This is a genomic window from Streptomyces sp. NPDC058671, assembly GCF_042716475.1.
Lineage (GTDB): Bacteria > Actinomycetota > Actinomycetes > Streptomycetales > Streptomycetaceae > Streptomyces.
In genome coordinates, this window is record NZ_JBHXSA010000011.1 from 144,205 (window position 1) to 164,784 (window position 20,580).

Consider the following 20,580-nt stretch of genomic DNA (forward strand, 5'->3'; position numbering starts at 1 on the left):
GGCCCGGCCCTATGCGGTTCCGGTACCGGTTTCGGTTTCGGCACCAGCATCCGCCGGCGTATCGGTGTCGCCATCGGCCCATACCAGCGCGTACGACTCGTTGCCGGTTCGCTCGACCCACCGGAGCCGGTCGTTCACGACAGCGCGTCGGGGCTCGGGGGCGCACTCGGCCAGTCTGCGCAGGAGGTCGCGCATTCTGCGCAGGGCCATGGGGGTCCCCGCGGCGGCGAAGACGAGGTCGTCGACGGCGGTCCGTACGTACCGGTCCCAGCCGGGCACCGGGACACTCACCCGGAACCGTCCGGCAGGGTCGTGGAATCGGCCGATCTCCAGGTCGCGGTCGGCCAGGCGGATCAACAGGTCCTCGAGGCGGTCCATCGCCTCCACCGCTGTGGCCGGATCGTTCACGGCGGGGGACAGGGCGCGGAGTGCGATGTCGGCGAGAAGTCTGAACGGCAGTTCGGGGTCCTGGGCGAAGGCCCGTTCGACCCCCGTCGAGAGGGCGCCCGCCAGTGCTGCCTCCCCGGGTCCACCCGCCGTCACATCGGCGACCACCATGCCGCCCGTCAGGGTCGCGCCCGGGGCGATGCGAAAGGCGACCGAGCAATCGTGTGCGTGAGCGATGCCCAAGAGGGTGGAGACGTCGATCCCCCGCAGCACGGTCGGCGGCCCCGTCCAGCGGACCGCCGTACTCGGGCCGGTCGGCGACGGCCGGGGGTCGGCGAACCCGCCAGGGGCGTAGGAGCGTACGTACAGGGTGTCGTACAGGCGGTGCGCGCGGGCGGCGATCGCGGTCAGCGAGTGGCCGAGCTGGATCGAGTCGAACGCCTTCATCTGCAGCGTCCGCATCAGGCCGAGCGCGATCAGGGAGAGCAGCATGGCGGCGCACGGAACGAAGACGGAGACGTTCTTCCGGGAGCCGACGGCCAGGCCCGAGGTGACGCAGAAGACGAACACGCCCACGGTGAAGGCGAACGCCCGCCAGACGATCGGCTCGTCGCGGAACAGGCTGAGGCGGGGCGTGAACGTGCTGGCGGAGAACTGCACGACCAGGAACAGCACCGAGTAGATGATGCTCACCAGGCTGATGACGCCGAAGCCCAGGGTGATCAGCACGCTGACCACCCGCCCCGCCGCCACCTGGGGGCCCGCCGTGACCAGAGGGGTCAGCAGCCCCAGCCCGAGCCCGGCGGCCGCGCACAGCAACTGCGAGAGGTCCCTGCGCGCTGTGCCTGTGGGGCGCTGGAGCAGCGGGCTTCGCCGACGCCGTTCCCGCGCCAGGGGGACGGCGGTCCCGTCAGCGGAGCGGGGCATCCGGCCTCCTCAGAGGTTGGGCGACCAGGGCGAATCCGGCACGTGCCTTCCATTAGGCACGCGCCTGCAGCCAGCTGCACTCCGGGTCAGGCGTGCGGGGGAGCACCCCGGAGGGAAGGCCGAAGCACGCGTCGGGCGTGGCGACCGACGGCCCCCGGCGTGGTGCTCATTCCGGGCGGTTGAAGCGTCGGGCGGCCCACAGCAGGGCGAGGGTTCCGCTGATGAGGAGAAGGCCCGCTTCGAGGGGGAGGGGCGGCTGCCATCCCGCCCATTCGATGCTGGTGGCGGCTTGCTGGTCAGGGACGCGATGGGTGATGCAGCGGCGCAGGAGGTCCACCGCGTAGGCGAGGGGGTTGGCGCCGGCGAGGGCCTGGGCCCAGCCGGGGAGGGATTGCAGAGGGAAGAAGCCGCCGGAGAGGAACAGCAGCGGCATCATGATCAGGCCGAGGAGGGTGTGGAACGTCTCGGGTCTGCGGAGCGTGACGGCCAGGGCCAGGGACAGGGCCGTGATGGTGAACGAGGCCAGGACCATGCCGCCGAGGAGCAGGAGCAGGAGGAGCGGCTCGTAGGGGATGCCGACCGTGCCGGCGAGGCTGAGCAGTACGGCACCTTGGACTGTGGCGGTCAGGGTGCCGCCCGCGCAGTTGCCCAAGAGGAGGGTGGAGCGGCTGACGGGGGCCATGAGGAGCTCGCGGAGGTAGCCGCTCTGCCGGTCGGTGATCAGGCGGATGCCGACCATGATGGCCGGGGTCTGCACCGTCATCATCAGCATGCCGGGGAAGAGATAGGTCTGGTAGCCGACGCCCAGGGAGGAACGGGGGATGAGGGCGGCCAGTCCGCCTCCGAGAATGAGGAGGTACAGCATGGGGTGCAGCAGCATCAGCGCGGTGTGGGTGCGTTGGCCGGCCAGGCGCAGCATGTCGCGGTAGACCAGGGCGTGGATCGCGCGCAGTTCGTGCCGCACGCGGGCGAACCGACCGCCGCCGGAGGTCTCGGGGGCGTCCGGGGTGCCAGGAGTGTCAGGGGCCTTCAGGGTGACTGTGGTCATCGGACGCCGCCGGTCTGTGACGTGGTTGCGCCCCGTGGGGGGCCGGCCGGTACGTTGCTGCGCTCGGTGGCGTCGAGACTGCGGCCGGTGTGGTGGAAGAAGACGTCGTCGAGCGTGGGTGGGGTCGCGGAGGCGGCGTGGACGGCGACGCCGTGGCGTTCCAGGGCCGCGCAGAGACGGGGGATCCAGGTACTGCCGTCCGGCAGCCGCAGGGAGACTCCGGCGGTGTCCACGGTGATGGCGCGGTCCGGCCGGACGACGGCGCGCACGATCCGTACCGCCGTCGTGTCGTCGCTGGTGCGAAGGACGACCCGGTCGTCCCCGATCGCGGCCTTCAGCGCGAGGGGAGTGCCCTGGGCCACCACGCGACCGCCGTCGATGATGGCGATGCGATCACAGTTCTCCGCCTCCTCCAGATAGTGGGTGGTGACGAAGAGGGTGCTGCCATGCCGGTCGCGCAGCGCGCGGAGGTGGTCCCAGACCTGGACGCGGGCGTGAGGGTCGAGACCGGTGGTCGGCTCGTCGAGGAACAGCACGCGGGGGGAGTGCAGCAGGGCCCGGGCGATCTCCAGGCGACGCCGCATGCCGCCCGACAGGGTGCGTACCGGGGAGCCCCTCCGGTCGGTCAGCCCGGCCGTCTCCAGCACCTGTGTCACGCGCAGGCGGGTGTGTCGGCGGGGCAGTCCGTAGAGGCGTGCGTGGATCCGGAGATTCTGTTCGGCCGTCAGGTCCGCGTCCAGAGCGCTCTGCTGGAAGAGCATGCCGACGTTCCGCCGAACCTGATGGGGTTGGGTGAGTACGTCGGCCCCGGCGACCGTGGCGTGACCGGAGGTGGGGCGGGCCAGGGCACAGAGCATGGAGATGGTGGTCGACTTACCCGCCCCGTTCGGGCCGAGGAAGGCGAACGTCTCGCCCTGCGGCACGTCCAGGTCCAGGCCGCGCACCGCGTGGGTCGTGGTGCCCTGAGGGCCCGGATAGCTCTTGACCAGGCCACGCATGCTGATGGCGTACACGGGCTCGGCTCCGCGCTGTGTGGTGTGCGGGGTGCTGACGGGGCCTGGCATGAGAGCTGCTGGGGCGAGGCCGTCGTCACCGGTGTGGAGCTGCATACGTCTGGTCCTCATCGACGAGTTCTACGAGTTCGCTCCCGCGGTGGCCAGGCGTGGCCCCCCCCGGGGCCCGGACAGTGGTCCGGCCGGCGGCTTTCCCGGGTTTCAGCCGCCGGCCGGATGGTGGTGCCTGTCCTAGGCGCAGCTGATACCGATACAGACCGTGTTGAGGAGGGTCAGCAGACCGATGCACTCGCACGTCGCGGCGAACGGCGCTCCGTCCACGCCGACGGGGTCGGTCTCCGGAAGGGCGTGGAGTCGGGCGAGCAGGTCGAGGTCCTTGTTGTTCTCCATGGGTGTGCTCCTTTTCTTTCGGTGAGCCGGCGGCAGGTTCCTGCCGCTCAGACCGGCAGCTGGACCATCCAGAGCCGGGGGTCGGTGTGGTGGATCCGCAGGAGGAAGGCCAGGATTCCGGCGGATCCGTCGCTCCAGCTGGTCGAGACGTCCCCGTACTCGTTGGGGAAGACCACGTGGGCGCCGCGCTGGGCCCTCTCACAGACGATGAGACGGGCCAGGTCTTCGGCCACGCCGTGGTGGACGGGATCACCCGTGGCATCGGCCATGTCGAGGAGGAAGTCGCCGTTGCCCGCGAGACCGTGGCACTGGGCGAGGGCGGCGCGGGAGGCGCGCTCGCTGACGGCGTACGCACTGCGGTGGGCGAGGTCGCCGAACCTGTCGTCCCCGGTCGCCTGCCACAGGCGGACGAGGAAGGTCCCGATGCCCGCCGAGCCGTGGCACCAGTAGGGGGCTGTGGGCACGTCCGAGGCCTGCGAGGGCCACTGGGCCGTATCGCCGGTCAGTACGGCGCCGGCCAGAAGGTGCTCGCCCACCTCCACCGCGAGGTCCCTGTGCTCCGCGCGCCGCGAGACGGCCGCGGCGGCGAGGAGGAAGCAGGCGATGCCCGCGGATCCGTGGGCGAAGCCGAGGTACCGTTTGCCGCCCTCCGGGGAAGCGGCCTCCGCGGGGACCGGCCACCCCACCCCGTGCTGGTCACGCTGTGCGGCGGCGGCCAGGCGGTCGGCCGCGGCGACGGCCAGCTCGGCGAAGCGCGGGTCACCGGTGCGGTGCCACAGGTGCAGGGCGGCCAGTCCACTGCCCGCGCTGCCGTGGGTGATGTCGTGGTGGGGTGTCGCCTGCTGCGGGGCGAGGGCCAGGGCCAGCGCGTGGTCCATGAGTCCCCGGTCGTCGATGGCGCGCCCGGCGTCGTACAGGGCCCAGGCGGTTCCCCGGCCGCCGAAGTGCAGCCCCGGACGTGTGGAACGGATGTCGGTGCGGTCGGCGATCCAACGGCCCGCGGTGGAGATCAGTCCGGGCAGCCGGGTGTCGTCGGTGAGCTCCCAGTACCGCGTCAGTACGGCGAGGACACCGGCCGCGCCCTGCTGCACGGTGCAGGGGTCGGCCTCCCCGGCCATGGTGGACACGGGCCACAACCGCCGCTCGTCCGACGGATTCATCGTGTCGATGAGGTGTTCCACGATCCCGGAGACCGCGTCGGCCCGGTCCTGGTCGTGGCGGTCGGCCCGGCCCCGGTCCCTGCCTTCGTCGCGGCCCCCGTCTCGTGGCGCCCGAGGTGCTGCGGGCCTCTTCGCACGCTCCGGGGCCACCTTCCGGAGGGCCTCACGGGCCCGGGCCGGGTCCCACCGCTCGGCGGGATCGTCCTTCATCAGCCCGAGAACCATCTCCATCAGGCCGTCCGGCAGCCGAAGCGGCCCGGTACAGGCGGCCAGCCATGCGGCGAGCCGCTGCTCCGTGGCCCTGGTGCCGGGCTCCTCGGGCAGCAGGTTCGGTACCTTGCCCGCCAGGACGAAACACGCGGTGGCGCCGAGACTGTAGTAGTCGCCCGTGGGACTGACGGGCGCGTCGGCCAGCCGCTCGGGTGCGCTGAAACCGGGGGTTCCCACCCGGGTCGGCAGGGCTGCCTCGTCCTCCAGGACGGCGAGTTCGAGGTCGATGAGACGCAGCTCGCCGTCCGGGCGGACCATGACGTTGGCCGGCGTGAAGTCCCGCAGGACACAGCCGCGGGCGTGCGCCGCCGTGACCAGGTCCACCAGGCGTCCGACCTGGGTCAGCGCGTCGGCGCGGTAGCGCTCCCCGCCGACGTCGCGGAAGTGCTCGGCGACCCAGGTCCGCAGGGTGACGCCCGGCACCTCGTCCTGGGCCAGGAACAGGTGCCCGCCGTGCTCGAACAACGCCAGCGGCTCCGGAGCCAGCCCCGTGCCCCTGAGCTTCTCCAGCGTCCGGGCCTCGGCGCGCAGCCAGTCGCGCACGTCGCAGCCCGAGGCGTCGGCCTCCACATGCGGCCGGGCTTCCTTGATCACCACGGGGGCGCCCGTACGGACGTCCTCGCCGCGATAGACACCGCCCTTGTTCGTGTGCCGGATGGCCTCCCGTACCGCGAACCGGTCACCGACCACCACCGGGCCGCTCGCCTTCTCCACCGCGCGCGGCGCGTCGGGCGCCGAGGTGGGGAAGGGGCAGACCGCCCAGGGGGGAGGGCAGTACTGGCCGGTGCGCTTGTCCTCCACGGGGTTGCCGTCGGGGTCCTCGATGAACCACACCAGCAGGCCGTCGTCCGACAGCCGGCGGCGGCCGGCGAAGGAGCCGTACCGGTAGTGGACCAGGGAGTGCGCGGCGTAGGCCTGGTCGGACAGGATCCTGGGGCCGGAGAGGCCCGCCGTGGCTTCGTGCAGTTCCTGGGCGAGCTGGGCCGCCTCCTCGTCGGACCCCGGTTAGACGGTGATGAACTTGCCCGAGCTTCCTCGTGGCGTGGCGCGGGAGTTGAGCGCGCTCACCTGGTCCAGCGACCGGGCGAACTTGAACGCCGACCTCTGCCGCAGCAGCACAGGCAGGGCCTTCTCGAGCACCGTCGGCGCCGAGGCCACCGTCGCCGAGAGGTGCAGCTTCCACCCCTGCTCGCGCCGCGTCCCGGAACGGGGCGTGACACGGCACCACATGTCGTCGGAACCGGTCGTCCAACACTCACCCGCACCCGTGGCGTGCAGCGCCTGGCGGAGGAGGTCTTCCAGTTCAACTTCAACAAGCTGGGTCGTCATTCGTGTCCCTCTCAACGGTGACCGCTGATCGAAACGTGCCCGGTGACATAACCGGACCAACACAGAAACATCGGATTCACTTGATCCGGCGAGCGCACAGCGCTCCGGGCCCGTCAACGATTGCGCCCGGCGCAGGAGCAGGCGCACGAAACCCAGGTCAGGGCGGACCGACCGGCCCTGAGCACGACTCGACGGTCCACCCTCCGTGCGCGCGGGGAGACGAAGCTCATGCCAGGGCGTTGACCACTGCCGTGAAGACGCGCGGAAGGCGCTCGGCCGCAGGCACGACGAGCGGGGCGAGTACCCGCTGCTGTCGCACCCGTAGCAGAAGTTCCGTCAGAAGCCGGTGGCGGCGGGTCGCGCGGTTCCAGTCGCCTTCGTAGCGCTCCGGCGTACCTCGGCGCACGTTGTCGATCAGCGTTCCGGCACCGGTGAGGGCGAGGGAGATGCCCTCACCGGTCAGCGCGTCGACGTATCCGGCGGCGTCGCCCACGAGCAGGACCCGCCCGTGGAGCCGGGTGCGTGCCTTCTGGCGCAGCGGGCCCGCGCCCCGTACCGCGGTGACGGCCCTTTCCGCGGGGAGGCGGGCGGCCAGTTCGGGGAAGCGCTCCAGTTGGGCGTCGAACGGTGCCCGCCGGTCCGTCAGCAGGGCGACGCCGACGAGCCGGGGACCGAGCGGGGTGACGTAGGCCTCGCCGTGCCGTCCGCAGTGCACCTCGACGTACGGGGACCACGGCGGTACGGCGTAGTGACGCCGCAACCCGTACCTGGGCCTCCCGCGGGACTCGACACCGAGGCCGAGGGAGCGGCGCAGCGGGGAGTGCAGACCGTCCGCGGCGACCAGCCACCGGGCGCGCAGACCGGCGCCGGGCAGGGTCACACCGGTGGCGTCCTGCCGTACTTCTCCGACTCGCAGGGGCAGTACGGGAACGCCTGCCGCGAGGACAGCCCCGTGCAGGATGTCGTGCAGGCAGGTGCGCCGTACGCCGAGGCCGGGGCCGCGCCGGAACGCGGCGTCGACCTGACGGGAACCCTGCACGTACCGGATGCCGGTGATCGGATGGCCGGGGACGTCGAGACCGAGTGAGGCGAGGGTCCGGACGGCGCCGGGCATCAGGCCTTCGCCGCACGCCTTGTCGACCGGTGCGCGGCGGGGCTCGGCCACGACGGTGTCGTAGCCGGCGCGCGCGGCGTACAGCGCTGTCGCCAGGCCGGCCGGACCACCGCCGACGACGATCAGGTCGTGTCCGTGGCTCACGCGTGCACCGCCCGGGTGAGGGCCGCGTTCTCACAGCGGAGGCGGACCGTCAGCAGCACCGCGTTGGCCGTGCTGAACACCGCCGCGCTCAGCCACGCCGAATGCACCAGCGGCAGAGCGGCGACCTCCACCACGACGGCGATGTAGTTGGGGTGACGCACGAGGCGATAGGGGCCGGTACCGATCGGACGCGCCCCCGGAACGACGATGACGCGCGTGTTCCAGTACGGCCCGAGGGTGGTGATGCACCACCAGCGCAGCGCCTGGGCCAGAAGGACCAGCGACAGCATCGGCCATCCCAGGACGGGCAGGAACGGCCGGTGGGCCAGAACGGGTTCGAGGAGGCAGCAGACCAGCAGGGCCGTGTGCAGGACCACCATGACCGGATAGTGGCCGCGGCCGTGCTCGACACCGGCGCGGGCGAGCGTCCAGGTCGTGTTGCGCCGGGCCACGACCAGTTCGACGACGCGTTCGGCTGCCACGCCGAGGACGAGGAGCGCGTACCAGAACATGAATGCCTCTCACCAGCGCAACAGGACGAACTCGGAGCAGAAGCCGGGGCCCATCGCCATCAGCAGGCCCCAGGTGCCGGGCTCGGGCCGCGCGGATCCCCGATGGCTCTGCAGGACGTGCAGGACGGAGGCCGAGGACATGTTGCCCACGGCCGCGAGTGAGCGCCGCGCGCTGTCGAGGGCGTCGTCGGGCAGGCCGAGCACGTCGGTCACGGCGGACAGCACCTTGGGGCCACCCGGATGGCACACCCAGGCTCCGATGTCGTCGGTGGTGAGCCCGTGTTCGGCCAGGAAGGCCCGCAGGGGCCGCCCGAGGTGCTCCCGCACGATACGGGGGATACCCGCGTCGATCACGACACGGAACCCCGCGGCTCCGATGTCCCAGCCCATGAGGTGCCCGGTACCCGGGTAGAGGTGGCTGCGCGTGGCGATCACCGTCGGACCGCTCCCGTCCCGTCCCGCGGCAGCGCGGCCGCGTGCGACGAGTGCGGCCGCGCCGTCACCGAACAGGGCGCCGGCCACGAGGTTGGCGCGGGAGTCGTCACGCCGCTGGAGCGTCAGCGAGCACAGTTCGACGGTGAGCAGCACAGCCGTGTCACCGGGGTGCCCGCGCAGGTAGTCGTGCAGCCGCGCGAGTCCCGCGGCGCCCGCCACACATCCCAGGCCGAACACCGGCAGCCGTTTGACGTCGGGCCGCAATCCCAGGCGACCGACCAGGCGCGCGTCGAGCGAAGGGGTCGCCACGCCGGTGACGGAGTTGCACACCAGCAGATCGACGTCGGCCGGTTCGAGCCCCGCCTCCCGCAGCGCGCCGGTCACGGCCTCCTCACCCAGGTCGAGACCGGCCGCGATCCAGGCGTCGTTGGACCGTCCGAAGTCTCCGAGGCCGGCATACGTCTCGATCGGCAGCGCCAGATGGCGCGCCCGTACGCCGGTGGACGCGTGCAGGCGGCGCAGGAGGGCACGGTCGGCGCCCGGAGCCAGGCACAGGTCGCCGATCAACTCGGTCAGGTCGTCCTGGGCGTAGCGGTGCGGTGGCAACGCGGTGTGGACGGCGGCGATCGTGGTGGCCGCGACAGGCACGGTCGACAGACGCGGCGGGACGGAGGGGGAGGTGGGATCGTCGGTGATCACAGAGACACGCATGGCGGTCATGCCTACCTCGTTCCGGCCACCTGGTTACCTTGCGCATGTGTCTTTGCACCCGTCCGAGGTTTCTGCGCGTACGCCACCCCGTATCCCGGTGCTGCTGCGCTCCTGCCATCTGGAGCCGGCGCTCGCCGTGACGGTGTTCGCGACCGCCCTGGCCGTGGCGGGGGGCCGGGGCGTGGCGGGGGCGGCACTCGTGGCCGGAGCGGTGCTGGCCGGTCAGCTCTCGGTCGGCTGGTGCAACGACGCGGCCGACGCGCAGCGCGACCTGGTCTGCGGGCGCCGCGACAAGCCTGCGGCCACCGGCGAGCTGCCCGCGAGGGCGGTGGCCGTCGCGGCGGGGGCGGCCCTGGGGCTGTGCGTGCCGCTGTCGCTGCTGAGCGGCGCGGTCGCGGGAGCGGTGCACCTGGTGGGCGTGGCGGCGGGCTGGGCCTACAACCTGGGAGGCAAACGCACGGTGCTCTCACCGCTGCCCTACGCCGTGGGATTCGGCTCGCTGCCCGCCTTCGTCACCCTCGGTGCGCCGTCACAGGCCTGGCCCGCGTGGTGGGTCGTGACGGCGGGGGCCCTGCTCGGCGTGGGGGCGCACGTCGTCAACGTCCTCCCCGACATCGAGGACGATCTCACGACGGGGGTACGCGGGCTGCCGCAGCGGCTGGGCCGTGAGGCCTGCCGGTGGTCGGCACCGCTCGTGATGCTGGCGGCCGTGGGGGTGGTCGTCGTGGGACCGCCCGGAGCGGTGAGCGTTTCGGGCTGGGTCCTGGCAGCGGTGGCGGGATCCGTCGCGGTCGTCGGCACGGCGTTGCCGTCGGCGACCCGGAGCCGATGGCCGTTCCGGGCGGCGATCGCGGTGGCGGCCATGGCCGTGACCCAGCTTCTGCTGAGGGGCTCCGACATGGCGTGAATCCGGGACTGCGGGTCCGGTCCGGCTCGGTCCGGCGCAGGGCGCAGGGCACAGGACGCAGGCGCTGGGGAAGACAGACGCCGCCCCGGTCACCGTCGTCGGCCGAGGGCCCTCACCACGATCGCGAGTGCTCCCAGGCCCGCGCTCACCGTCAGGGCCTGGCCGAGGATGCGGTGGTCATGTCGGCGCCATCCGTCGTCGACGGCGCACGGCAGGGAGTCGGGGGCGAACACGGTCCCGTCGTGGGAGGAGACCGGGGTGCCCCGCACGGCGAACGCGTTCACCACGGGACCGATGGCCCGGTCGTACAGGCCGGGCACGAGCCCATGTGCCCATGCTCCGACTCGCTGTGTCCGTCCGACGACGATCTCGCGCCGCGGCCGGTCGATGGCGTCTACCACCGCCGCCACCACCCGTTCCGGGGACGTCACAGGCGGCAGCGGCCGGATCCGGCGGCCGATGTAGTTCGCGGCATGACGATAGATCGGAGTGTCGACCGCGCCCGGCAGAACCGTGCACACAGCGATGCCAGGAGCGTCGCGCAACTCCTGACGCAGCACCTCGGAGAAGCCGAGCAAGCCCCATTTCGCCGTGACGTACGGAGCGACGTAGGGCGACGAGAGCCGTCCGTACAGAGAGCCGATGTTGATGAGCACACCATGGCCCTGGGACCGGAACTGCGGCAGCACCGACCGGGCCGCGTGGACCTGGCCGAACAGCGTGGTGTCCACGATCTGCCGGAACACAGCGCCGGGAGTGTCCTCGAACAGGCCGTAGCTCCACACGGCCGCGGCGTTCACCCAGGCGTCGATGCGCCCGAACGTGCCGACGGCGCGCCGGGCCAGGACCTGGACGGCCGCTTCGTCGCTGACGTCGGTCGGGACGACCAGTACCCGCCCTCCCCGCTCCTCGCACTCCCGGGCGACCGCGGAGAGGGTCTGCTCGGAACGGGCCGCCAGCACGACATCGGCCCCGCGGGCGGCGAGAGCCTGCGCGACCCCGCGGCCGATGCCGCTGGAGGCCCCGGTGACGACCACCACCAGCCGCCCGCGCCGGCTCACGGCGTCCCGCTGATCTGCCGGGCCGTGACGGCCCGGCCACCGACCGCCGCAGGCGAGTCCTCAGCCGGCCACGATGGCTGAAGCGGAGGAACGCGGGACGGCCTGGGCGATCCGGTCAGGTGCTCCACGTGCGTGATCACATTCGGTCCGACCTGTTCGAGTGCGATGGTCCCGTCGCCGGTGGCGATCAGTGCGGCAGATGGCAGCTGATGCTGGAAGGCATGTGCCGGGGGAGGGAGGCGGCGCGCTGCCACATGCCCTGCGCCTGCTCGGTGGGCCGCTGCTGCTCGCCGTGGAGGGCGTTGAGGACCAGCAGGCCGCCGGTCAGAGCGGGCACCGCCCACTGGACGCAGGCCAGGCGCCGTGCGGCCTGCTGCGTGTCCATCGGGTACCGTCCGGCCTTCTCCGCGTCCTCGGGGTCGCCGGACGAGGCCAGCTCGATCTTCTTGCCCAGCACGCGCGCGTAGGCGGTGGCGGCCAGAGCCGCACCGGTCAGGACGGTCTTCGCCAGCGTGGAGGCGGCGACGCCCTGCTGGGTGGCGACACGGCCGGCGTTGGTCGCGAGCAGTCCGGTGGCGCCGAGCAGGTGAGCGCCGATCGCCACGGCGTTGACCGGAGTCCACCTCGCCCAGCCCGAACTCGCGATCCGGGCCTCCTCCTCCCAGCTCGTGCCTTGGTCCTTCGCGGCGCCGTTGAGGCCGACCGCGCCCATCAGCGAGCCGCCGAACCAGGCGGCCGCACCTATGTCGTGCAGACTGCGCAGGAAGGTGTTGCGTTCGGACATGGGGAGTCCCTTTCGAAGGAGCGGACAGAGGGGAGCCGGCACGGCCGACTCTCCCGTCACCCTCGCTCAAGGAACCGGGCCCCGCCATTTCGACTGCTCCGAACCGCTCGGCACGGCGCAAGGGATCCCGCCGGTGTTGCGTCTTCCGCTGGCGTGTGTCCCCAGCGCCTGGCGGGCCGAGCCGGCGGAGTCGCCGAACAGCCCGGTGTCGGCCGGTGGCTCCCACGGGGACCCCGCGGCTACTGGGACGCGTGATACGGCCGACGCGCCTCCACCTCGGGGCGGAAGTCCGGCAACGGGCGGCTGGGGACTGCCGGCCGGCCGGTCCTGAGAACGACGGCGTGGCCCGGACGGTCAGCTGTCCGGACCACGCCGTCGGGTGTCTCGGGGCGCTCCTGGTCACCCGGGGGTGAGGAGCCGTGGCGCTCGGCGGATCCTCACACCGAGCCGCGCCAGGCGCCCGTCTCCTGGCCGCCGCGCTCTTCGATGAACGACTTGAACCGCTTGAGATCGCCCGTGACCTTCCGCTTGACGAACCCGAGCTTGTCGCCGACCTGCTCCGTCAGCCCCTCGGGGGCGAAGTCCATCTGGAGCATGACCTTCGTCCGCGTCTCGTCGAGACGGTGGAACGTGACGACGCCGGCCTGCCGCGACTCGCCCTCGACGGTCGTCCAGGCGACGCGCTCGTCCGGGATCTGTTCGGTGATGACGGCGTCGAACTCGCGGCGCACTCCGCCGATCTCCGTGACCCAGTGGGTGAGCGTCTCCGTACGCTGTTCGATCCGCTCCACGCCGTCCATGAAACGCGGGAACGTCTCGAACTGGGTCCACTGGTCGTACGCGGTGCGGACCGGGACCTCGACCTCGACGGACTCCTCGACCTGCGACATGGGAAACGTCCTTCTCGTTCGGGAACGGGTTACTGGCATGCGCGTAACCCGGACCGGAGACCTCACACCTCCGGCGGCGTCTGAAACCCTTGAGGGGGCGTCGGGGGGAGACTGCGGGGACCCGTGCAACGGGCGCCCGCCTCCTGGACCCGCAGGCGCAGCTCCCGGTCGGCCGTGACCACCAGGGACGGTCGGCCGTTCGCGTTCCGCACCAGTTCGACGATCAGGTCGTCGCCGCTGCCAGGAGCCTCCTCGACCCGCACGTCGGGTACGGAGGCGATGCCCCGAGCGAGGCCCTCGACGACGAGGACGATCTCGTACGGACCCGGGTACGGTCCATCGGCGGGCCCGCCGGTCGCGGCGAGCCGGTCGCGCAACCGCTCAGCGGCCCCCCGCCGGTCGCGCCACCAGCCGTCGGGCACCGAACCCACGACGTTGGCCCCGTCCACCACCAGCAGAGGACGAAGCGGCAGATCATCAGCATTCATGGTCCGAGGATGTCACTGCCACCCCATGGCGCCCCAACGCCGTGACTACCCCTGCGCGCCCGGGCAAGCGCCGCTCGCTACGACGTCATCCGTCTCCGGAGGGAGGCCGATCGCAGCCCGGCCCTCCTCCCGGCCCTCCACCCGGCACTCCTCGTGCGGGCGGCGGGGCATGGCCCCCCGTGGCGTTCAGCCCCTCGCGTGCCATCCGGTACTCACGCGGGTGGTCCCCCGCCCCCGGCAGGGCGAGGGCGGTACGGAACTCCCGCCGTGCCTCGGCGCGACGGCCCGTCGCCGTGTAGGTGCTGCCGAGACGTATGCGGACGCCCATCTCCAGCCAGGTGCTCGTGTGCGGGGTGAGAGTGGCAAGTGCCTCGTGGTGGAGGCCGACGGCCGCACGGAGATTGCCCCGGCTGTGCTCCGCGGCGGCCAGACGCGACAGCGACACCGTACGCAGAGGCAGATCCTCGACCTGTCCGGCCAGTTCGGTGGCCCGACGCAGCAGGCTCGCGGCCTCCGTGGGCCGACCGAGGGCGAGTTCGAGCTCGGCGGAGAAGCACAGGGTGCTGCCGATCGTTCTGGGCCGGCCGTTCTTCTCGGCGAGCGCGAGGGCGGTGTCGTAGTGCGCGAGCGCCTGCTCGTGCCGCTCCTGTCGGTGGTGGAGGGAGCCGAGGTTGCAGTGCGACACCCCCGTGAGCCAGTCGTCGTCGACTTCGGCCGCCAGTTCCACCGCCCTGCTCAGATGGCTGATCGCCCCTTCCGGGTCCCCCAGCTGTCCCAGCGCGATACCCGTCCCGGCGATGGCCCGCGCCTCCTCCCGCAGGTCATCCAGCGCGCGGCCGTACCGCAGGGCTTCGGAGAACCAGGCACTGGCCTGCCGGAACCGCCCCTGGTAGACGTCGACAAGGCCCATGCAGTTGCGCAGGGCGGCGGGCATCCGCCGGTCGGTGGCCTCGTCCGCGCAGGTCAGCGCGAGCTCCAGCGCGGTACGGCACTCGTGGTGGTGACCCTGGCCCGCCAGGTGGTCGACCAGGGCTTCGGCGGTCCGGCACGCGTGGTCACCGTGGCCGCCGGCGACGGCATGGGCCACCACGTCGACGAGCTCTCCCCCCGCCGCGTCCAGCCACGCCGAGGCCTCCCGCCAGCCGGCGAAGGACGATCCGGGGATCGCGGAACCGGCGACATCGACGACGGGCGGGAAGGCGCTGGGTCCCCAGTCGCTGGCCATGCGGCCCGCCGCCGTATAGAGGTACAGGACGGCGTCGCGGTCCGCAGCGGCCTCCTCGGGGGCCTCCGAGGCGACTCGCCGCGCATGGGCCCGTACGAGGTCGTGCAGCCGGTAGCGGCCGGGTTGCGGCTGCTGCAGCAGGCTCGCGTCGACCAGATCCTCCAGGACTCCCTCGGCATCCTCGCGGGTGCCGCCCAGCATGGTGGCGAGGGTGAGCCTGTCGAAGCGGGCGGTGGGAACCGTGCCCAACGCACGGAAGCCGCGCCGCAGTTCCGGACCGAGCTGGTCGTACGACACCCGGAAGGCGGACTCCACGCTGCGGTCCCCGGCCCGCAGCTCGTCGAGGCCGTCCATGCCGCGGGCCATCCGCTCGGCCAGGAAGGCCAGGGTCCAGGACGGGCGGCTCTGCAGCCGGGCGCTCGCGATGCGCAGGGCCAGGGGAAGGCCGCCACACCGTCGTACGAGCTCGCGCGCCGCCCCGGGCTCGCGGTCGGCCCGCGACTTCCCGAGGAGTTCTCCGAGCAGGGCGACGGCGTCATCCGCGCCCAGCGGCTCCACGGTCAGCCGCAGGTCGGCGTCGAGGCCGGTCAGGTGTTGCCGGCCCGCCACCAGGACCCGGCTGCCCGGGCCCGCGGGCAGCAGGGGTCGCACCTGCTCGGCGCTGCGCGCGTTGTCGACGACCAGCAGCAGCCGTAGCGCGCTTGTGGCCGCACGCCAGGCCGTGACGAGATCCGCCAGGTCGTCCATGTCGTCTTCGCCGTCCGGGTCACGCGGCCCGGACGGGGGATTCGGCAGCCCGTCATCCTCGTCGAGGACCGCGCGGAGCATCCGGCGAAGCGCCCGCTGCGGGGCGACCTGCTCATGGGCGGCGCCGTCAGCGTGCAGGTCGACGAAGAGGCAACCGTCGGGATGGGCGTCGGCGAGCGTCCAGGCGGCGCGGACCACCAGGGCGCTCTTGCCGACGCCCGCCGTGCCGTCGACCGTCATCACGGACACGGCACCGGGCGGCACGGGGGCGGTGAGCAGGGCGAGTTCCGTCGCGCGCCCGACCAGGCAGGCGGTGTTGCCGGGCAGGTCGTTGCGCCGGATGCGGGGACGGGGCCGGTCGCGCGGGTCGTCGGAGCCTTCGGACAGGCGTGCACCGTCCGGAACCAACGGCCCGGGCGGGGGGACCGGCGCCCCGGTGCGCTCCGCGGCTGCGGTCGTCCGCACCGGGCCGAGCAGCAGCGCATCGTCCCGGCGTAGGAGAGCCTGGTGCACCCGCCGCAGTTCCTCCCCGGGTTCCACGCCCAGCTCGTCGACGAGCCGTCGACGCGTCTCGCGGTAGACGGAGAGCGCTTCGGCCTGCCGGCCACTGCCGTAAAGGGCCCGCATGTGCAGGGCTGCGAACGGCTCGTCGTACTGCTGCGCGTCGGGCGCGGCCAGGAGGGCGTCCAGGGCGTCCGGGTAGCGCCCGAGCGCTATCAGACACTCCGCCAGGTCCAGGCGCAGCGCGCGCCGTCGCCGGCTCAGGCGCTGCCGCTGGGTCTCGGCGAACGGGCCCGGCAGACCGGGCAGCGGCTCCCCGTGGAGCAGCTCCAGGGCCCGGCCGCCGTGGTCGAGCGCGGCGCCGAAGTCACCGGCCGCCTTGGCGCGCTGGACGTTCGCGGCCTCCTCGGCGAGCTCGGCCACGTCGGTCCGGACCGCGTGCGCCGCGAAGCGATAGCCGCCGCGTCCCCCGATGACGACGGATCGGTCCGCCACGGCGCCCGGCTCGTCCAGGGCCTTCCGCAGCGCGTACACGTAGCTCGGGAGGACCCGGTGCCCCGTGCCCGGGGGCTCCTCTCCCCAGACGTCGTCCAGGAGCTGTTGGTACGTGACGAACGCCGGAGCCCGCAGGACCAGCGAGGCGAGCACGGCCTGCCGCCGGACCGGACCCAGTGCGAGCGGCGAGTCGCCGCGCCGGGCACGGACCGACCCGAGCAGATCGATGCGCAGGGCGCTCCCGGCGCCGGTGGTGCCCCTGTCCGTGTCCGGTGAATGCGCGCTCACGTCGAATCCCCCTGTCCCCCGTGCGTCCGGAGCCACTCGCCGCCGGAGCCCGTTTCACCAGGACTTCATCGGAAGAGCAGCGCGTTGCGCCAGAGTCTGCCAGGCCCGTGGCCGGCCCTGCGCGGTCAGGTCGGGGTGCCTCGACCGTCCGGTCCGCGCGGGCGCCGGAAAGGCGGTCGGCAGACCCGTATCGGCGGTGACGTCCCGGGCGCCGCCCCCAGGCCGTCCCGTCCCAGCCCCTGCGCACCCCAGCGCGGCGGCCGAACCCGTCATCGAGAAAGGTCACACCCTGTGTCGCAGGCCCATGGAGCATCCGGTTCCTCGCCCACCCGCCGGGGCGGGCGATGGGAGCGCTACCGCGTCACCCACCCGTTCTCCGCGCGCGATCTGGCGCTCCTGTGGGGCGCGATCGCGGGCGTCCTGGCCGTCGCTCTGCTGCTCGGCTGGGCGCTCGACATGAAGGGCGGTGTGGTCCTGGTCGCGGCGGCCCCCTTCATCGTCTCCTGGTTCGAGAAGCGGCGTACGGCCTTCCAGTTCGACGCGGCCGGCGCCCGCTTCGGTGAGGTCCTGCTGCCGTGGTCCGACGTCACCCAGTTCGTCGTGTCGATCCCGCCCGGTGAGGAGTACGCGCTGATCGGCGCCCGGCTGCGCCCCGGCGCGTCCCTGCCCCACGGCGTACCCGTTCCCCCGCGGAACGAGGAGATGCCCGTACCGATCCACGTCGCCGTGCCGCGTTCCCGGTTCGATCTGACGAAGATGGCCAGGAAGGCACGCACGTACGCTCCCTCACACGTTCGGATCGTCATCGCCGAGCCCTCCGGCGAACGTCCCGCGGTATGAGGCGGTGACGGGGGAGGGGGCCGCACCTCGTCACGGCCGTGAGGGGTGCCGCGCCCGCATGGACGTGGGTCGTGACTGCGCCGGCGGCCCGCCCCCCCCGTGCGGGCAACTCCGCGCCCACAGGAACCAGACCGCCGTAGCCATTGATCAGACAGCTTTCCGGAGACCAGTTCTCCGGGGAGGCCGCTCGCACCGCCGTAGGGAGAACCGGATGTCGCCGTCGCACGAGCCCTGGTACAGGCACCGCCCGCCACCTTGGCCTGTGCCGGACAATCCGTACGCCCCCGAGGGCTACGGACCGCCGCCCCGCCCGCCCCGCCGACGATGGCCGGTGGCCGCCGCGGCTCTCGCCCTGCTGTTGCTCGTCGGCGCGGGCGTGTACGCCCTCGGCGAGCGCCACGGATCGTCCCGGGCAGGTTCGGACCGCGCCGGGCCGCGGAACGGTGCTCCGCCCACCACGGCACCGCCGACCACGACCGCCCGCCCCACGCCGAAGCCCTCCCACATCCCCACCACCGAGGAGATCGCACGACAGCGCGGGTCCGGGGAGGCAAGCGCCTGGATCGTCGACGACCGCACCGACCTGCCCCGCCGGACCATCCCGACCAAGGGTCTGTGGATCGTCGGCGACACCGCCGTCCAGGCCGTCTACAAGAAGGTCGTCGCTCACCGGTTGAGCGACGGTGCCGAACTGTGGAGCGTCACCCTCCCGACTCCCGTCTGCGAGACCCCGGTCAACCCGACCCCGGACGGCAAGGTCGTCATCGTCCTGCAGAACGTCGAGGCCTGGACCGGCGCCCGCTGCAACCAACTCCGGATGATCGACCTTCGTACGGGCGAGCCGGGCTGGCACAAGGAGCTGACCGAGACCGGCGCGGGGGACGACACGATCATCGTGGACAGCGCGATCAGCGGCGGGACGGTCGCGATAGTCCAGAGCATGAAGGCCGCCGCGTACGGGGTCGCCGACGGGAGGAAGCTGTACGACATCCCCATGGAGAGCCCCGGGAAGTGCTACCCCGGCCGGGTGGCGGGCGGCAGCCGGCTCCTGGTGGTCGCCGACTGCGCGATCACCGCGCTGGAGAAGGCGTATGGCCAGGTCCGCGAGATCGACCCGGCCACGGGCGAGGTCCGGTGGCGCTACCGGACCGAGCCCGGCCGGAGGATCGGCCAGGTGCTCTCCGTCGCCCCGGCGGTGATCACCACCGTGCACCGGGAGTCGCACGCCGACGACTGGAGGGTCGTCGCCCTCGGACCCGACGGCCGGGCCCGCAGGACCATCGACCCCCGGCCGAAGGGCTTCGAGCACTGCGACGGCTCCGTGAACACCAGTGCCAACGCCCAGGCGTGCCGGGAGGCCGTCGTCGGAGGGGGCCTCGTGCTCCTGGGCGGCGCCGACCGCGTCGGCGCCTACGACCTGGTCACCGGGAAACTCGTCTGGGGCGTGAAGTCGGAGGGCACCTCGTACGGCTACTTCCCGTTGCGCGTCGGACCGGGGAAGACCGGGTTCGTGTACGAGCTGGGCACGGTCGGCAAGCCGGGGCGGGTCTTCCGGGCCGGCCCGGGCGGCGTCGAAACGATCAAGGACATGCTGAAGCTTCCCGCGGCGACCGCGAGGGTCGAGTTCAGCATGGGCGTCGTCGGGCAGAACGCCTACGTGGGCGAACGGCTCGTGCTCACGCCCGCCGGTCTGAACGGCAACGACACCCAGCACGAGCCCCGCATGCTCTCCTTCGCTCCCTGACCTGGGCGCATCCGCCCTCGGTGAACGCGCCGACACCGGCGTGACGGGCCCCGCGGAGGAGCGTCACGGGGCCGGGATCAGCTGGGTGAGGTTCACCGGGTTGCCGTCGGGGTCCTGGATGTGGGCGACGCGCTGTCCCCAGGGCATGTCGTCGGGACCGCCGCCGACCGAGCCGCCGAGGGCCTCGACCCGGCCGAGCGTCTCGTCGACGTCGTCGACAGCGATGCTGAGCAGGATCCGCGGCGCGGCACCCGTGCCCGGGTCCGCCTTGGCCACCAGCCCGAGGTCGGTGTCGCCGATGCGCAGGCCGAGGTAGAAGACCGGGCCCTCGGCCGGCACCCGGAAGATCTCCTCGGCGCCGAACAAGCCCGTGTAGAAGCCGCGCAGAACGTCGTGGTCGGCAGTCAGGATCACTGGCTGGATGGTGGACATGGCACTCCTGTCGAGAACGGTCGTCTTGCCGGGTAGACCGCCGGAGCACGGTGAACTCATCGCGACAGCCACCCCGCCGGACGATCCGCACCACGCGTCGCCTCCCACGACCGGCACGAGCACCCCGCGACGAGGTCACGAAGAGGGCACCGCCCTGCCGAGCGGGAACGCATTCCTCCCTGGACCCGCCGGTAGGCTGCGGCCGTGCGCACGGTCGAGCTCTTGTTGGACGAGGCATCGGACCTGGCGGTTCGGGAGGCCTGGCGGCGACTCGCGGACGCGGGGCTGCCCAGTCAGGCGCGCCACCGCTCACCGACCAACAGCCCGCACCTCACCCTGGCCGCCTGCCCGGAGCTGACCGCCCCGATCCGCTGGGAGCTCGCCGAGGTGGCAGCCGCCCTGCCGCTCCCGGTGCGGTTCACCGGCGTGGTCCGCTTCGAGCGGCCCACCTCGGTGCTGGCCTGGGCGCTGGACCCCGACTCCGCGCTGACCGGTGTGCACCGCCGGGTCTGGGAGGCGGTGGTCTCGGACAGTCCGCCCGAGCCCCTCAGCCCCTTTCACCAGCCTGGACGCTGGATCCCCCACATCACCCTCGGTCGTACCCGGCGAGCAGGCGCCTTCGCCGGCCGTCACGTGCCGGAACTGCTGCCGGCACCGCCGCTGTCCGCCCGGCTCACCACCCTGCGCAGCTACGACACCGAGACGGGTGCCGTGGAGATACTGGAGCCCCGCTCCTGA

17 protein-coding genes and 1 pseudogene are annotated in these 20,580 nt (G+C 72.6%); 4 read left to right on the forward strand and 14 right to left on the reverse strand.

Features of this window, described 5'->3' with window-relative positions; all coding sequences use genetic code 11:
• Positions 1–9: 9 nt before the first annotated feature.
• The 8 genes and pseudogenes from ACFWV2_RS16450 to ACFWV2_RS16485 form a co-directional block, all read right to left on the reverse strand.
• Positions 10–1,314 (reverse strand): DUF2254 family protein, encoded by a 1,305-nt coding sequence (locus ACFWV2_RS16450; RefSeq protein ID WP_384405710.1) that lies wholly within the window; start codon positions 1,312–1,314, stop codon positions 10–12.
• Between the two features lie 166 nt (positions 1,315–1,480).
• Positions 1,481–2,362: an ABC transporter permease gene (locus tag ACFWV2_RS16455; protein WP_384405711.1), complete on the reverse strand. Its 882-nt coding sequence runs from the start codon at positions 2,360–2,362 to the stop codon at positions 1,481–1,483.
• A complete protein-coding gene (locus ACFWV2_RS16460) occupies positions 2,359–3,471 on the reverse strand; it encodes an ATP-binding cassette domain-containing protein (RefSeq protein ID WP_384405779.1) in 1,113 nt (370 codons plus the stop codon). The genes ACFWV2_RS16455 and ACFWV2_RS16460 overlap by 4 nt, the downstream gene beginning before the upstream one ends.
• Before the next feature lie 135 nt (positions 3,472–3,606).
• Positions 3,607–3,765, reverse strand: coding sequence for a VenA family class IV lanthipeptide (locus tag ACFWV2_RS16465; RefSeq protein WP_384405712.1), 159 nt, complete (start codon positions 3,763–3,765; stop codon positions 3,607–3,609).
• A gap of 47 nt (positions 3,766–3,812) precedes the next feature.
• A pseudogene (gene lanL, locus ACFWV2_RS16470) lies at positions 3,813–6,524 on the reverse strand (class IV lanthionine synthetase LanL).
• Positions 6,525–6,750: 226 nt separating this feature from the next.
• On the reverse strand, positions 6,751–7,782 hold the full coding sequence (locus ACFWV2_RS16475) for an FAD-dependent monooxygenase (protein WP_384405713.1): 1,032 nt from the start codon (positions 7,780–7,782) through the stop codon (positions 6,751–6,753).
• Positions 7,779–8,294: an isoprenylcysteine carboxyl methyltransferase family protein gene (locus ACFWV2_RS16480; RefSeq protein WP_384405714.1), complete on the reverse strand. Its 516-nt coding sequence runs from the start codon at positions 8,292–8,294 to the stop codon at positions 7,779–7,781. The genes ACFWV2_RS16475 and ACFWV2_RS16480 overlap by 4 nt, the downstream gene beginning before the upstream one ends.
• 9 nt (positions 8,295–8,303) lie before the next feature.
• On the reverse strand, positions 8,304–9,449 hold the full coding sequence (locus ACFWV2_RS16485; RefSeq protein ID WP_384405715.1) for a type III polyketide synthase: 1,146 nt from the start codon (positions 9,447–9,449) through the stop codon (positions 8,304–8,306).
• Between the two features lie 91 nt (positions 9,450–9,540).
• Here ACFWV2_RS16485 and ACFWV2_RS16490 point away from each other — a divergent pair, with 91 nt between their 5' ends.
• On the forward strand, positions 9,541–10,347 hold the full coding sequence (locus ACFWV2_RS16490) for a UbiA family prenyltransferase (RefSeq protein ID WP_384405780.1): 807 nt from the start codon (positions 9,541–9,543) through the stop codon (positions 10,345–10,347).
• 89 nt (positions 10,348–10,436) lie between these two features.
• On the opposite strand, the gene ACFWV2_RS16495 is transcribed toward ACFWV2_RS16490, so the two are convergent.
• The 5 genes from ACFWV2_RS16495 to ACFWV2_RS16515 form a co-directional block, all read right to left on the reverse strand.
• Complete coding sequence (locus ACFWV2_RS16495) at positions 10,437–11,408, reverse strand: SDR family NAD(P)-dependent oxidoreductase (RefSeq protein ID WP_384405716.1); 972 nt, start codon at positions 11,406–11,408, stop codon at positions 10,437–10,439.
• A gap of 187 nt (positions 11,409–11,595) precedes the next feature.
• Entirely contained in the window at positions 11,596–12,192 is a 597-nt protein-coding gene (locus tag ACFWV2_RS16500) for a hypothetical protein (protein ID WP_384405717.1), read from the reverse strand.
• A gap of 437 nt (positions 12,193–12,629) precedes the next feature.
• Entirely contained in the window at positions 12,630–13,082 is a 453-nt protein-coding gene (locus ACFWV2_RS16505) for an SRPBCC family protein (RefSeq protein WP_384405718.1), read from the reverse strand.
• A 62-nt stretch (positions 13,083–13,144) separates the two neighbouring features.
• The gene (locus ACFWV2_RS16510) at positions 13,145–13,570 is read right to left on the reverse strand and encodes an NTP pyrophosphohydrolase (protein WP_384405719.1); all 426 of its coding nucleotides are present in this window, start codon (positions 13,568–13,570) and stop codon (positions 13,145–13,147) included.
• 85 nt (positions 13,571–13,655) lie between these two features.
• Complete coding sequence (locus ACFWV2_RS16515) at positions 13,656–16,826, reverse strand: BTAD domain-containing putative transcriptional regulator (protein ID WP_384405720.1); 3,171 nt, start codon at positions 16,824–16,826, stop codon at positions 13,656–13,658.
• A 291-nt stretch (positions 16,827–17,117) separates the two neighbouring features.
• On the opposite strand from ACFWV2_RS16515, the gene ACFWV2_RS16520 reads away from it, so the two are divergent.
• Together ACFWV2_RS16520 and ACFWV2_RS16525 are read left to right on the forward strand one after the other, a co-directional pair.
• Entirely contained in the window at positions 17,118–17,666 is a 549-nt protein-coding gene (locus ACFWV2_RS16520) for a hypothetical protein (RefSeq protein WP_384405721.1), read from the forward strand.
• 262 nt (positions 17,667–17,928) lie between these two features.
• The gene (locus tag ACFWV2_RS16525; protein WP_384405722.1) at positions 17,929–19,410 is read left to right on the forward strand and encodes a PQQ-binding-like beta-propeller repeat protein; all 1,482 of its coding nucleotides are present in this window, start codon (positions 17,929–17,931) and stop codon (positions 19,408–19,410) included.
• A gap of 63 nt (positions 19,411–19,473) precedes the next feature.
• On the opposite strand, the gene ACFWV2_RS16530 is transcribed toward ACFWV2_RS16525, so the two are convergent.
• Positions 19,474–19,842, reverse strand: coding sequence for a VOC family protein (locus tag ACFWV2_RS16530; RefSeq protein WP_384405723.1), 369 nt, complete (start codon positions 19,840–19,842; stop codon positions 19,474–19,476).
• A 204-nt stretch (positions 19,843–20,046) separates the two neighbouring features.
• Here ACFWV2_RS16530 and ACFWV2_RS16535 point away from each other — a divergent pair, with 204 nt between their 5' ends.
• The gene (locus tag ACFWV2_RS16535; RefSeq protein ID WP_384405724.1) at positions 20,047–20,580 is read left to right on the forward strand and encodes a 2'-5' RNA ligase family protein; all 534 of its coding nucleotides are present in this window, start codon (positions 20,047–20,049) and stop codon (positions 20,578–20,580) included.